The following is a 13,777-nucleotide window of genomic DNA, read 5'->3' on the forward strand; positions in this document are numbered from 1 at the left end:
ATCAGTTATATCCGGTCTACTTTAGATCGATTAACTTTCACCTTGATAATTCGCGATAATATTTCCCTGCTTAATCGACCTCATAAACGGCCGATAGATTCATTTAATTGATCTGAACCTTGAATTGGATCGAAGTAATGGGAGGATTGGTATTGGCTAATACATCAATGGTTTTATCTTGCAAGCCTAAGGGTTGATCTGTGCTATCAAAAATGAGTTCAATCTTTCCGCTTTTACCGGGTAAAATCGGACTTCTCGTCCAATCAAGAGTAGAACATTCACAGCCACTAGCCACCTCAATCAACAATGGTGCATTTCCAGCATTGGTAAATGGAATTTCTGTAGTTATCTTATCCCCTAATTTCACCGAACCTAAATCATAGGATGGTTTTTCGAATTTCATTAAAGGTTGCCCTTTTTGAGGACTTAGACTTCCCTCATCCTCGTTGTCCCTTTTTCGAACTTTATCCTTTTCCTTTTTGATTTGGATGGTCTGCGGACCGGCAATGATCTTAAATTCCGTACGTCTGTTCAATAGATGTTCTTCATCGGAACAATCGACACCATTGGTACAGTGATTCAGTATTAGATTTTCCCCATAGCCGACTGCCTTAATCCGTCCCGACTCAATACCTTTTGCAACCAAATAAGATTTAGCAGAATTGGCTCTACGCTGAGACAAATCCAGATTATAAGAATCCGTTCCACGGCTATCTGTATGAGAGGACAACTCAATGACCATGGTTGGATATTCCAACAATAAATCATAGAGGAAATCTAAGTCAGCCTCAGCTTCCATCTTAATTTTATCATCGTCAAAATCGTAATAGATATTATTTAGCCTTATCGGTTCATTCATGGCAATAGAAGTACTTTCTTCAACTTCTGGCAATTTCTTTAGTTTAAACACACCGCGAAAATCTTTAGATTCCTTTACCCCCACAGTATTAAATGCCACAGTATCAGAAACATAACCCTCTCTACTTACCAAAACCTGATATGCTTTATCGGCGTCTATGGAAAAAGTAAATTCATGTCCATCGGCATTGTATTGCACATCAGGCGAACCCCATTCATTGTCCACAACTGGAAAAATGGATATGCTAGCTTGATTCAAAGGATTGTCTCCATCTTGAACACTGGCCAACAATCGAATGATAATTTCTTTGTTGTCCAATTGATAGATATCATCACAACAAGTAGAACTCTGCACCGACCTTGTACCCTCTCTATTAGAAACCAAATAGGCATGATTGCCATTGATAGAAGGGAAATAATAAGATTCATCTAATGTTGAATTTACCCCTTTGCCTATATTTTCCACTTTGGCCCAAGATTCTCCCGTCCACAAAGCACTATATATGTCGAATCCTCCAATACTGGGATGCCCATCTGTACTAAAATACAAGGTATTACTGTAAAAAATGGGAGATATTTCGTTACCGGAAGTATTGATTTCTTCCCCTAATGGCACAACTGAACTCGCTTCTGTAGGTGAGGCCAATGGGCTATAGAATATATCATAGCCACCTTTGCTACCTCCTCCGTTATAGGAGTAGAATAAAACTTCTTTACCCAATATGCTTCCCAAGGAAGGATTCTTTACTATACCATTGACCGGAAGGCCATTAACTCTCTTGGGTGAAGACCAACCTCGTCCGCTAGATGTAGAATGATAAACCGTACTCGATGCCAGTTTGGACCCGTGTAAGGTGAAATAGGTAAAATACATTCTGCGTCCATCTTCTGAAACGAATACATTCCCTATATGCCCCTCCTCTCCTTGCAATATGCCATCTACAGCTTGAGCTTTTTTGGTAAATTCTCCGCTGTCATTAATTTTAGAGGTAAATATTTTGGCTTGCATATTTAATTCATCATCTCCTCGCTGTAAGAGTTTATTTTCCCCAAAGGAAATAAAATACAATTGTCCGTTGGTTACTGGAACTGGACTGGTTTCAGAATTTCTAGTATTCAGTTTTGTCCCTACATTATTTACTTCAATATTATCTGGACGCTTCAAGGATTCGGCCAGGGTAATCCCTTTCAATTCCAATTTTGCTACCTGAAGTATGGAATCGGATTCAGGTTTGGCTTCGATTTCTTGAAATACGATGGCGGCCTCATTGTATTTGCCGTTGGCTTTTAAAATTTTGCCGTAATTCAATCGAGCGGTTTTATAAGAACCAGCTGCGTGTTTATCCAATAATCGTCTATGCCATTGTTCTCCTCGTTTGTAATCCCTAACCGTGTAATACAACTTAGCGATCAATGCCAAGTACTCATCCGACCTCGATTCACGGTATACTTCATTATACCATTCCAATGCATTGTAGTAATCGTGATTAGCATAAGCCGTATCTGCAGCTTCAATTTTAAATGCTAATGGTATTTCCGACAAAGGCTGTGCACTCACCGATAGAGCGCTAAAAAATAGACTACAAAAAAATAAATATTGAATACTTTTCATTTTTAAAGCTTTTCCACAAGAATTCAACGATAATTTTCCCCTCTTTTATATTCGTTTCGGTTATCGTTTTCCTTCTTATTTATATTATGATATCTTGAAAGCGTTTATTGAATTAAGAACATTTCTCAAAATCATTAAAATGGAGGACAGAAAATGACTTCCTTCACTTTAGGTCGCTTAAATATCTTTCCAATATAAGTTAAACCGATTTCAAAACTTTGCGCTGGTGAGAGTTGACTGGTGCCATAATCGTAAGCTATACCGAACCTCCAACTTTTATAATCTACTCCAGCTAATACCTGAACCGCATCTCCTACTCTATATCCCAATCCTCCTACCAATCGAAAATCACTCTCAGGAGTTACTTTGTATGCCAATCTAGCCTGACCGTATCCGAGGAATAAACTCTCTTTAACTTGAACCACAATAGCAGGTTCAATATCCATTTGTGGATTGACCATAAAAGACCCGTCTCCATGAATATTTATTTGCATGGATTCTTCTTCATTCCCATTGCTAGTCAATTGGTAATCAATCGGCAATATATGTCTTACCCCAAGTCCAAATCTCACCATGTCGGTTTTATTGACTTTTGAAGTAAACATTAAACCAGCTCCAAAATCTGTACCTCCAGAAGCATCAGTACTCAGACTTTGCTCTCCCTGACCTTGATCTTCAAAAATATATGAAGAAATATCTCCGATCTTTTTGCTGACAGATCCTCCACTTAAGCCGATGGTCAATACATTTTTTCTCTGTTTGTCAAGGGCTAGATGATAAGACAATGAACCACTAAACCCCGTAGTAGATAGTTTTCCTATCCCTGCTCTATCTTGATAAAAATTTACCCCTACTCCGATCCAATCCTCTTTTTTCAAACCTATCGCCAAAGGAGCATCCAAGGTAATGGCTGGTGTAGAAAACTGATTAGGTAGGATATTGGCCCATTGATCTCTGTAAATCGCCGTAACTCTTATCGAACCATTATAGGCACCAGTATGGGCAGGATTTAACATAACAGGTTGCAAATCATACCTGGTAAAATGAATATCTTGACCTTTAGAAGGTGTGATGATAAAAAGAAAAAGCGTAATAAAAACAAGTATAAATTTTAATTGCATACGATCATATATTACTTATAATTTCAAATATAGTATTTTACAGATTTATTCTATCCTCATTTATTCATAAAATTAAATCTTAACTAAGTAGACTCGGTTTTTAAGCCCTCTGCAAATTCCCTATTTCCAGTAAAATACTTGTTATTTCTGAAAATTTAATTAAAATAAAAAGATACGTTTTGTAATTTATGATTTGCTTTTGCTCAGTCGCTGGCCAATTGATCTAAAAAATCGATTCACCCTTGTCAAATCCAAAGACAACTTTGAATCATTAATAGCTTTGTACAACAGAAATATTGAAATGGGGAATAATATAAACAACGGTAGATAAGCCCCTAAGAAGGAAGAAATCCGGAAACTCTCTGCCGTCTTTCTAAAGGTTATACTCAACATGATAAAACTGATAAAAAATATAATGGCTATAAGCAAGGAATATCCAAATCCCCCCTTCCTCACAATAGACCCCATTGATCCACCGATCAATACAAATACAAGACAGGATAATGCCAATACAAACTTATAATGTAATTCATAGGTCGACTTTACGATCTTAATACGATCGGACGATAATTGCTTGGATCGGTATCCCAATTGATCTTTGGCGCTTTGAACACTGCTGCGCAAGGAACCTATCAAATCAACAGAATGTCGAGATGGTATAGTTTCTACCAGCAAACTATCCTTGGGTAGGCTGTCGATAAAACTAGGGGATAGATTTACCCATTTAAGTGCATACTCCGAAACAGTTCTTTTAGTGGAAGTAGCTTCTGACTTAGCTGATTTAGATGTTTTAACAGTTTTTGCATCCTCTTTCACTTCCTTATCGACCACTTTTTTAGCTTCATTCTGACTACTATCTCCGGTGTCGGTATCCACCACCATAGTGTTTAAAACTTCAGCCGTCGAAGTATCGAGATATTCCCCATTCATCTTTGTTCCATCGCGCTTAGCCAAACTATCTTCAGCCATCGCAGTACTATCCAATTTTTCCTCTGTATTTTGAGTTGAATCACTTTCCTCCAATGCTCTCTCCTTCAATATTCTAGACTCCAAAAATGGTAGATCATAAGACATTTCCAATTCTATGCGATCTTTTACAATTCGCATTCTGGATTCTGTAGAATCAATACTAGAGATTAACTCCCTAGTATTCATGGTTTTCTGATGATTTTTAAAATAACTTTCGTTTGTATTTTTTAATTCAAAAGCCGACAAATCAAAGACCTTTTGGTATTTATCAAAAGAGGTAACCATAAATGGTTCTTCAACTTGTTTTCCTCGGTTATATCTCTTTACTTCTTGGTATTGTTTTCCATCATTTAGGATTAAGACAAAATATTTTTGATCCGGGGTAATAATCATTTCCCCATCTTTGGCCAAGATCATATTCGAAGTTCCTTGGTATTGACTGTTGTAATCATAGAGAATGACATCTTTTATTTTTGAACCGTCTTCACTTTTTTCTTTTACTCTAATACCATAACCATCAAAAGCCGTGTTAAATATTCCCGCTTTGATATTTAAAGTGGGTTTCTTCTTAGAAATATCGTAGAGTCTACTTCTAGATTTGACATTGGCCACGGGAATAATGTACTCCGAGACAATAAAGGAAGAAATAGATACAAATAAAGCAAAGACGAAGGCAGGAAGCATCATGCGTTGAAAAGAGATGCCTGCGGACTTGGCGGTAGCCAATTCATATCGCTCGCCCAGTGCCCCGTAGACCATAACACTACTAATCAACACACTAATCGGCAATGCCATAGGCACAAAGGTGAGAGATAGATAGAATATCATTTCCAAAACCGTTAAAAACCCAACACCTTTCCCTGCAATTTCATCGATATATAAAAACATAAATTGCATCATCAAAACGAATACCGAGATGAGGAATGAAATTATAAATACCGGAAATATTTCAAATAATATAAGTCTATCTAACTTTTTCAAAAAAATACCTTTTTATTGTGTAACAAAAATAAGATAATGTTCGTCAAATTTATGTAAATGAATTACAACCAAATTTTTAATGAAGAAGTTTTTCCTCTTCGTGACAAATTATATCGATTTTCATTGGGCATCGTTAGAAAGAACGACATAGCCGAAGATGTAGTACAAGAGGTATTGATAAAGGTGTGGGACAAGCGTGAAGATTGGGTTAATTGGAAGAATATTAAAGCAATGACATATACCATCACAAGAAATTTGTCCTTGGACAAATTAAAAAGTAAGCACAATCAACTAAAACCCATGTTGGATGGTTTTGATACTGCAGCAGATGGAGACAGTCCAATGGGTGAATTGATATCGAAAGATGTCAATGCCATTGTCCAAAAAGCCATTTATCAATTAAACGATGTCCAGCGAATGGTCATCCAACTCAGAGATATGGAAGGCTATACCTATAATGAAATAGCCGACATAACCAATCTGACCTTGGCCCAGGTAAAAGTCAATCTGCACAGAGGTCGATTGGAATTGCGTAAAACACTACAAAATATTTTGTAATGACAACTAAAGAAATAGAACAAATCATCGAAAAATATCTCAACGCGGAATCTTCCATTCAAGAAGAAGAGTTATTGAGATCATGGATAAGTCAACAAAATGACCTCCCTGAAGAATACCGGTATTTAAAGGATATGTTTGGATATTTTGATGTTCAAAAAATAAATACATCTATACCTAATTTTGTAAATCCAAGTCAAGAAAGACCTGTTATTCAAAAAAATAAAAGAATAATAAATATACAATGGATAGGTATTGCCGCATCGATACTATTATTAATTGGTTATTTTACACTTTTTAATAATAGAAATCTACAACCATATACTAATGATACCTTTGAGGATCCAACTGTAGCCGCTGAAAATGCAGCAGAGGCATTGGAGTTAATTGCCTATCAACTCAACAAAGGCAGTGCGATAACCAAGGAAAATGTAAAAGATTTGGAAGTCATCAATAAATATATAAACATTTTTAAATAAAATTTTAATCCTAAAATAATGAAAAACAAGGTAATTGCTGTTTTTATTCTTCTTTTAAGTGTGGTATTTCTTCAAGCCCAAAATAAATCCGTCAACGATTTTTTTGAAAAATATAAAGCAGACTCCAGTTTCACCATCGTCAACATCAGTCCCAGCATGTTTTCCATCATTTCGGGAATGGATATAGAAAGTATGGATGCCGACGTCAAAGAATTGCTAAATAGCATTACAGGGTTAAAAATTCTGAGTAAAAATGATGGCAATAAATATTATAAAGAAGCACTACAAATGCTTAATAACAATCCTATGGAAGAATTAATGTCCATTAAAGAAGAGGATAGCGAAGTGCTGATCTATGGAAAAAACGATGGCAATCAGCATCTTTCCGAAGTTATTATGTTGACCTTAGAGAAAAACAACTTTGTATTAATGCAAATTATGGGTAAAATTTCATTGAGCCAACTTTCGAAATTAAGCTCTACCTTTAATCGTTAAAAATATTTAATTTTAATTTTCTATCTTAGATATACATTAGAATTCAGGAAAGCAAATCTATGGAATTTCAAAATTTAAAAGTTACTACACAGGATCAAATCGTTGTTTTAACCATATCTCGACCTCAACAATTGAATGCGTTAAATAATGTAACCATGAACGAATTAGAACAATTCGTCAACAGTATTGCATTGGATAAACAGATAAAAGGTTTGGTGATTACTGGCGACGGCAATAAAGCCTTTGTCGCTGGAGCAGATATCAAAGAGTTTACTGAATTGGATGTCAAAGGCGCTGAATCGATGGCTGAGAGAGGACAAAAAATTTTCCAATCCATTGAAGACCTCCCCTTCCCCGTAGTAGCAGCGATCAATGGATTTGCCCTAGGTGGCGGATTGGAGCTCGCCCTTGCTTGTCACATCAGAGTAGCTGGCAGCACGGTTCAAATGGGACTGCCAGAGGTAAAACTGGGAATCATTCCGGGCTATGGAGGCACGCAGAGGCTAACCAAAATCATCGGCAGAGCCAAGGCCATTGAATTTATTGCCTCGGGTGAAATGATTGAAGCCCGAAAAGCTAAAGAAATGGGTCTGATCTCCCATGTAACTATATTGGGAAATGAATTATTGAAATCTATTGAACTTATTCATTCCATCACAAAATATTCTCCCAATACCATGTCCAAAATCCTGAAGGCTACGGCTATAGCAGGTAGTAAAAACGGATATCAGTATGAAAGAGAAGCCTTTGGAGAACTTTTCAATACCCAAGATGCCAAAGAAGGTATTCAGGCTTTTATTGAAAAAAGAAAGCCGTCCTTTAAAGGATTTTAAAACTGGATATATGGTTGTGGATTAGCACCGACAACAATAATCTAGGTTATGCTATGTCATTCGGACGGCACCGTCGAGACGGATAACACTTCCATTGATCATGACATTGGTCAATATCGATATAACCAATTGACCGTATTCTGACGGCTTACCTAATCTATGTGGAAAGGGAATTTGTGCGGCTAAGTCGGCTTGAACCTTGTCGGGAAAACTATCCACCATGGCCGTCTTAAAAATCCCAGGAGCAATGGCATTTATCCTGATTCCGTGGCTAGCCAATTCTCTGGCTGCAGGAAGAATCATTGCATTGACTCCCCCCTTAGAGGCCGCATAAGCCACCTGACCTATCTGTCCTTCATAACTGGCAACACTAGATGTCAAAATAATACAACCCCGTTCTCCATCTGGGTATTCAGGCTCGTTCTCTAAAAGAATAGGGGTGATAGCATTTACAAAGTAAAAACTACCTAGGAGATTGATCGATATCACCTTTTCAAACAGAGAACCGGAATGAGAACCTTTAGTCTTGCTATAAATCTTGGCCGCTGGTGCTATTCCCGCACAGTGAATACCTCCGTGAATATGGCCCCAATGTTTCTGTCCCTGCCTTAAAGTTGTAGTCAATAAATCATTTTGAGATACATCACAGAGGTGTTTTGACAATACTCTAGGGGAGTGATCCAATAAATCGAGGCCTTCCTTAGAATGGTCTATTGCCATAACCATTCCTCCCCTACTCAATATATGTTCCACCGTTGCCATACCCAATCCAGATCCTGCTCCAGTAATGGCAAAAACTTTATTTTTAATCTCCATATTCCATGATTTTCGTATTGATCTAAGATAGGAAATAAAACAATGGATCTTTAGTTAAAATTGGACAATTGAAAAGATACAACTCCATTGGGAATAATAAATTCATCATGAGTGTCCCAAATATTCGTACTTAGGTAAAACAACATGAGTATCCAATATAAATGTAAAAGGCAAAGACCAGATATATGAAATGTATTCTGAATTACAATAAAATCAAAAATAATAGGATTAGAACATGGTTTTCACGGGAGATAAATAAGCCATTTTAATAGTAATAAATTCAGTCATGCTTATGATTACTCCTAGTATTTCACTATAACTATGTTTTTATTTTAATCGATTTAGCCATTGCGACCTCATAGTATTAGGATACATTGTAAAAATTCCGTCCTGGTATCACCGATTTATCTAATATGGCAAAATGCCATCCATAGTCAACGAACCATGGTTCCGATACTGATGGAAGACCATTCGTGTTCAATATCACCGGCATAGAATATCGCTTAAATCAATATTTTAGGTGAAAAAATAACTATTGTAACTGGCAATACTTTCCACTCAAAAATACCATAATGAAGGCTATGTTAATAAAAGGGGTTATACCAATTTCATTTATATTCTTTTTTACACCAATAGCTCCTGCTTAGTTTCATTACAGACGGGCCGACAATATATATACTTCAGTCTGATCAATTTTCAAACTAGTCCTAGATTATTGCTTCCCCTGCTTACTGCCATCTCTTTTGCCCCCATGCTTGGCGCTCTTCGGAGGACAAAAAGGTCCAGGCCACGATGCGGCTAGATTTGTTCCCTGTGCCCATGGCTATGGTTTTGAGTTGGAAGATGTCGGTTTTGTCCAAGAGTTTATAAATGCGTTCTACATTGGATTGTTTGGAGACCAGGGTGGTAAACCACAGACAATTTTTGCCTATAAACTCACTTTCTTTGATCATATTGATGATAAATTGGTATTCACCTCCAAAATAAATCAGTTCATTGTTGATTCCTGAAAAATTGAGGGTAGGCGTTTTTTCTCTTTTCCCTGAAAGGTTCTTTATTTTTCTTCTACTTCCTTTTTGAGCCTCCTTCTTGGACGAATGGAAGGGAGGATTGCAGATGGACAGATCGATCTTTTCATCTCTTTCTAAGATGCCTCTAAAGATGGATTTGGGATTGTTTTGCAATCTACAGCTGATCTTATTCTCTAATTGAGGATTGGAGTCGATAATTTGTTGGGCTGACTCCAGCGATTTCGAATTTACATCACAGCCTATGAATTGCCAATCGTATTCTGTGACTCCGATGATGGGATAGATACAACTGGCGCCCACACCTACATCGAGACAAGTAACACGATCACCTGTGGGAATAATTCCGTCGTTGTTCTCAGCCAGTAAATCGGCCATATGGTGAAGGTAATCGGCTCGTCCGGGAATGGGGGGACATAGATTCTCATCGGGAAAATCCCATTTTTCTATCCCATAATAATGGTGAAGTAGGGCTTGGTTGAGCAATTTAACCGCTCTGGGATTGGCAAAGTCTATGGAATCAGATCCTTGTTTGGAAGGTTTTACATGGTTTTTTAATTCCGGGATGGCTTGAATGAGGGCCTGTAGATCATATCTTTCTCGGTTCTTATTGCGAGGGTGCAGCCTGGTTTTGACTTGTTTATTGATTTCTTGGGACATGATATCTTGTATATAGACGGTGTATTATTCTTGACCACGGATTCGATAAGGCCTAATATATTAGGACAACGATAATGGTGTTGGCCAATGCTGAATTCTGAACCCTAAATGTAGTTCTTTTTTTTATAATAGTTGGATGACCGAATGAAGTTGCTCGAAGAGCAACCAAAGGTCGTAAATCGACCTTTGATGAGGGAACCGAGGCCTCCCGGCCGAGGCGTGACTGCCCCGTAATTCGAAAGATTTTTAGCCACTGGCTTCGGCGTGACTGCAATGTAAATCGTGAGGATTTCCCCTTAATCTTTTATGTCGTCCTTTCAGGACTTCTTTTCAAGATGACAATTAATTCATAGGGTTTCACCCTATGCTGACATATTTCGTCCTTTCAGGACTTTTTTATCAAGCTGATTTGGCGTAATTACACTTCAATTCGGCAGCGAATTTTCACTGCGTATACGCGTGATATTTTAATGCATTTGAGGACGTAGAGACATGACCGAATGAAGTTGCTCGAAGAGCAACCAAAGGTCGTAAATCGACCTTTGATGAGGATGACTGAGCGTAGTTGCTCTTTAGAGCAACCATTGATCCTTAATGGATCAATGGCGAGGATGACCGAATGAAGCTCGAAGAGCCAAATGCCTTAAATAGGCATTTGATGAGGGAACCGGAGCCACTGTGCTCCGGCGTGACTGCCCTGTAAATTGAAAGATTTTTAGCCACTGCACTCCGGCATGACTGCCCTGTAATTCGAAAGATTTTTAGCTCCGGCGTGAATGCCCTGAAAATTGTTAGGTATTTTACCACTGGCTCCGGCGTAGTATCAATAAAATTTCATGACAATCTTTACTGCGCTCCGGCGTGACTGCCCTGTAAATTGTTAGGTATTTTACCACCTCGCTCCGGCGTGATTACCCCGTAATTCGAAAGATTGCCGTTAATTTTAATATATTTCGTATAATACACTGTAAGTGATTCACATAGGTCCTACTTGATTCCTTATGATGGTAGGTAAATTTAAATACAATTGATTATGGTCAAAATAATATCAACTCCCAATTGTGGAAACTCACCCAAGATGGAATTTATCAAACAATTCAATATTGACTTTGCAGAAGGAAACATATCCTATTTAACCGACAGAGTGACAGATGATATAATATGGCAGATCATTGGCGATAAAATTATAGTGGGCAAAACCAATTTTGTAAAAGCAATGGAGGAAATGAAATCCATAAAAGTATCAGAATTAACCATCACCCAAGTTTTATCCCATGGAAAAGTAGGTGCTGCGCATGGAATAATAACCCTAGACAATGGAGAACAATATGGGTTTTCTGACTTTTATGATTTTCATGGAGCAAAAGCCATCAAAATAAAAAAAATCACTTCCTATAGTATAAAATGCAATGATAACAAATCAGTCTAGATACAGAGAAACAGAAGTCAGACCGATATAAACCAGAATCAAAATTTTGAATAGATTAAAAATTTTCACCATATCTGTTTTTTAGGTATCACAGACCTCGACATTCAAATATAATGCTAATATATAACGGTTTATATCAGTAAATTTCCTATAAAAACCTAAAATTTCTTAATTTTATATATTGTAATCTAATATTATTTGTAATCTTTACGTTTGAAAAATAAAATCTATTATGACATATAAATCAAAAAGCAAGACTTACCTCCTTTTAGCCGTAGTATTTATGGCATTCGTTTTTACAAGTTGCAATAGAGGTTATGGCTGTCCTGGTGAATTTTCTTTAAGCTTTATTTTAAACTTATTTTAGTATAGTTGGTTAGCCATATATGAAAAATATTAAAGAATTACAGTCCACTGAAGATTTGGATCTTTTGATTGAAAGATCTAAAGAAAAGCCACAAATTATTTTTAAACACAGTACGAGTTGTAGTATTAGTGCATTTGTAAAAAACCGTGTTTACAAACAGTTAAAATCAGATTCTCAAGATCTAGATTTCAATTACTTAGATCTTATTCAATATCGAAACATTAGCAATTTAATCGCCGATCGTTTTCAAGTGATTCATGAATCTCCACAAATTATTGTTGTTTCAAAAGGACAATCTATCTATAATGCCTCTCACTTAGATATTTCTATGGACGCCCTACCCGTTGTTCTAGAGAAAATATCATAACCAAAGTTTTACAAAAATATACATACCCAAGATATCTTTGGACGAAATTTTCACTGACTATCTTGGGTTTTTGCTCTTCATAGAACGACAGTGTCATAGTCATATTTACGTGACAATATTTTACAACTCCTCCCCCTTTCCTACAACCATATGAAATTATCAGACCAGTAACATAGAATTATTTTATGGCTACAGCGGCAGGTAAGCTACAACTATTGCACAGACACCTATACGATACTATCTCCCCTTACACACGAGGACTAATTATCAGTTACTTTGTTTCCCGTATTTTTAATAACACAGGTCCTATTGTACGAAATACACAGATATAAAACCAAGTAATATTATAGATTGCCTAGAATTGATATTTAAACTATGGAAAATATTATTCTTTCTATCGGTATGAATTTAGAAAAAACTAAACCTTCAGTCAATCTGCGATCAACGAAAAGAATCCAATCTTATCTAGTTTCAACTCACCTAGTTTCAACTCACCTAATTTTAACTCATCTTGTCTAACTCACCTAGTTTTAATTCTCCTAATTTTAACTCACCTAATTTCACCTCACTTAGTTTTAACTCCTCTAAGCTTAACTCACCTAATTTTAACTCATCTTGTTTTAGCTCATCTAGTTTCAACTCACCTAAATTCACCTCACTTAGTTTTAACTCCTCTAAGCTTAACTCACCTAATTTTAACTCACCTAATCTTATACAATGATATCCAACAGAAATTTCCTTATTCACGGCAGTGATCTTATGCTATGGATTATAGGACATTCTCTAAGATTGAATATAATTCGGTGAGCAAAAAAAGATACATTGATAATAGTTACCCTCTCCATCGATAAAGCAATCCCTTCCCAATAAATACAATCAAATCATTCGATTATTCTATAAAGTTTTTACATAATACTACAATAGAGAAATACAAACCTAAGTAATCAAGAAATAAGAAAGCCGCAGAGAAATAGTAGTAAGCCACAGTAATAGGTTATGCCTCATAGAATCTACGAAAATCTACATATTCTAAACTTACAATGAAAACAGTAAATCTCCCTTGTTTCCCCTGGTTTTCTCTAGTTTCCACAAGAGTTACTTGCGTCCACTTGAGTTAATCGAGCCCCCTAGAATCCAATAAGTCTAAATGCAACAAGTGCAACAAATCCTCTTGTTTCCCCTTCTATCGCCTTGTTTTCTCTTG

12 protein-coding genes are annotated in these 13,777 nt (G+C 36.7%); 6 read left to right on the forward strand and 6 right to left on the reverse strand.

The window, feature by feature from the left end:
• Positions 1-103: 103 nt before the first annotated feature.
• The 3 genes from LVD51_RS17495 to LVD51_RS17505 all read right to left on the reverse strand — a co-directional run bounded on the left by LVD51_RS17495 (position 104) and on the right by LVD51_RS17505 (position 5,541).
• Positions 104-2,470, reverse strand: coding sequence for a DUF1573 domain-containing protein (locus LVD51_RS17495; protein WP_236972661.1), 2,367 nt, complete (start codon positions 2,468-2,470; stop codon positions 104-106).
• Positions 2,471-2,604: 134 nt separating this feature from the next.
• Complete coding sequence (locus LVD51_RS17500; RefSeq protein ID WP_236972662.1) at positions 2,605-3,591, reverse strand: PorP/SprF family type IX secretion system membrane protein; 987 nt, start codon at positions 3,589-3,591, stop codon at positions 2,605-2,607.
• Between the two features lie 186 nt (positions 3,592-3,777).
• Complete coding sequence (locus LVD51_RS17505; protein ID WP_236972663.1) at positions 3,778-5,541, reverse strand: LptF/LptG family permease; 1,764 nt, start codon at positions 5,539-5,541, stop codon at positions 3,778-3,780.
• Positions 5,542-5,598: 57 nt separating this feature from the next.
• Here LVD51_RS17505 and LVD51_RS17510 point away from each other — a divergent pair, with 57 nt between their 5' ends.
• The 4 genes from LVD51_RS17510 to LVD51_RS17525 are packed head-to-tail and all read left to right on the forward strand — an operon-like array spanning position 5,599 to position 7,906.
• Positions 5,599-6,099, forward strand: a complete 501-nt coding sequence (locus LVD51_RS17510) for an RNA polymerase sigma factor (RefSeq protein ID WP_236972664.1) — start codon at positions 5,599-5,601, stop codon at positions 6,097-6,099.
• Complete coding sequence (locus tag LVD51_RS17515; protein WP_236972665.1) at positions 6,099-6,578, forward strand: hypothetical protein; 480 nt, start codon at positions 6,099-6,101, stop codon at positions 6,576-6,578. Before LVD51_RS17510 ends, LVD51_RS17515 begins: the two co-directional genes overlap by 1 nt.
• Positions 6,579-6,596: 18 nt before the next feature.
• Positions 6,597-7,073 carry a DUF4252 domain-containing protein gene (locus LVD51_RS17520; protein WP_236972666.1) on the forward strand — a complete coding sequence of 159 codons (477 nt, stop codon included), beginning with the start codon at positions 6,597-6,599 and terminating at the stop codon, positions 7,071-7,073.
• A 59-nt stretch (positions 7,074-7,132) separates the two neighbouring features.
• Positions 7,133-7,906, forward strand: coding sequence for an enoyl-CoA hydratase/isomerase family protein (locus LVD51_RS17525; RefSeq protein WP_236972667.1), 774 nt, complete (start codon positions 7,133-7,135; stop codon positions 7,904-7,906).
• Between the two features lie 51 nt (positions 7,907-7,957).
• On the opposite strand, the gene LVD51_RS17530 is transcribed toward LVD51_RS17525, so the two are convergent.
• A complete protein-coding gene (locus LVD51_RS17530) occupies positions 7,958-8,722 on the reverse strand; it encodes an SDR family NAD(P)-dependent oxidoreductase (protein ID WP_236972668.1) in 765 nt (254 codons plus the stop codon).
• A 728-nt stretch (positions 8,723-9,450) separates the two neighbouring features.
• Positions 9,451-10,410, reverse strand: a complete 960-nt coding sequence (gene rlmF / locus LVD51_RS17535) for a 23S rRNA (adenine(1618)-N(6))-methyltransferase RlmF (protein WP_236972669.1) — start codon at positions 10,408-10,410, stop codon at positions 9,451-9,453.
• 1,033 nt (positions 10,411-11,443) lie between these two features.
• Here rlmF and LVD51_RS17540 point away from each other — a divergent pair.
• Positions 11,444-11,839 carry a nuclear transport factor 2-like protein gene (locus LVD51_RS17540; protein ID WP_236972670.1) on the forward strand — a complete coding sequence of 132 codons (396 nt, stop codon included), beginning with the start codon at positions 11,444-11,446 and terminating at the stop codon, positions 11,837-11,839.
• A gap of 386 nt (positions 11,840-12,225) precedes the next feature.
• Complete coding sequence (ytxJ, locus tag LVD51_RS17545) at positions 12,226-12,573, forward strand: bacillithiol system redox-active protein YtxJ (protein ID WP_236972671.1); 348 nt, start codon at positions 12,226-12,228, stop codon at positions 12,571-12,573.
• 501 nt (positions 12,574-13,074) lie between these two features.
• On the opposite strand, the gene LVD51_RS17550 is transcribed toward ytxJ, so the two are convergent.
• Entirely contained in the window at positions 13,075-13,320 is a 246-nt protein-coding gene (locus LVD51_RS17550; RefSeq protein WP_236972672.1) for a hypothetical protein, read from the reverse strand.
• Positions 13,321-13,777 lie beyond the last annotated feature (457 nt).

Origin of the sequence: Membranihabitans marinus, assembly GCF_021729155.1 — a bacterium.
Lineage (GTDB): Bacteria > Bacteroidota > Bacteroidia > Chitinophagales > Saprospiraceae > Membranihabitans > Membranihabitans marinus.

Bases quoted from the DNA above. Each gene is read 5' to 3' on its own strand.
- ytxJ (WP_236972671.1), top strand. From the start codon at position 12,226: ATGAAAAATATTAAAGAATTACAGTCCACTGAAGATTTGGATCTTTTG.
- LVD51_RS17500 (WP_236972662.1), bottom strand. From the start codon at position 3,591: ATGCAATTAAAATTTATACTTGTTTTTATTACGCTTTTTCTTTTTATC.
- LVD51_RS17495 (WP_236972661.1), bottom strand. From the start codon at position 2,470: ATGAAAAGTATTCAATATTTATTTTTTTGTAGTCTATTTTTTAGCGCT.
- LVD51_RS17525 (WP_236972667.1), top strand. From the start codon at position 7,133: ATGGAATTTCAAAATTTAAAAGTTACTACACAGGATCAAATCGTTGTT.
- rlmF (WP_236972669.1), bottom strand. From the start codon at position 10,410: ATGTCCCAAGAAATCAATAAACAAGTCAAAACCAGGCTGCACCCTCGC.
- LVD51_RS17520 (WP_236972666.1), top strand. From the start codon at position 6,597: ATGAAAAACAAGGTAATTGCTGTTTTTATTCTTCTTTTAAGTGTGGTA.
- LVD51_RS17540 (WP_236972670.1), top strand. From the start codon at position 11,444: ATGGTCAAAATAATATCAACTCCCAATTGTGGAAACTCACCCAAGATG.
- LVD51_RS17530 (WP_236972668.1), bottom strand. From the start codon at position 8,722: ATGGAGATTAAAAATAAAGTTTTTGCCATTACTGGAGCAGGATCTGGA.
- LVD51_RS17510 (WP_236972664.1), top strand. From the start codon at position 5,599: ATGAATTACAACCAAATTTTTAATGAAGAAGTTTTTCCTCTTCGTGAC.
- LVD51_RS17515 (WP_236972665.1), top strand. From the start codon at position 6,099: ATGACAACTAAAGAAATAGAACAAATCATCGAAAAATATCTCAACGCG.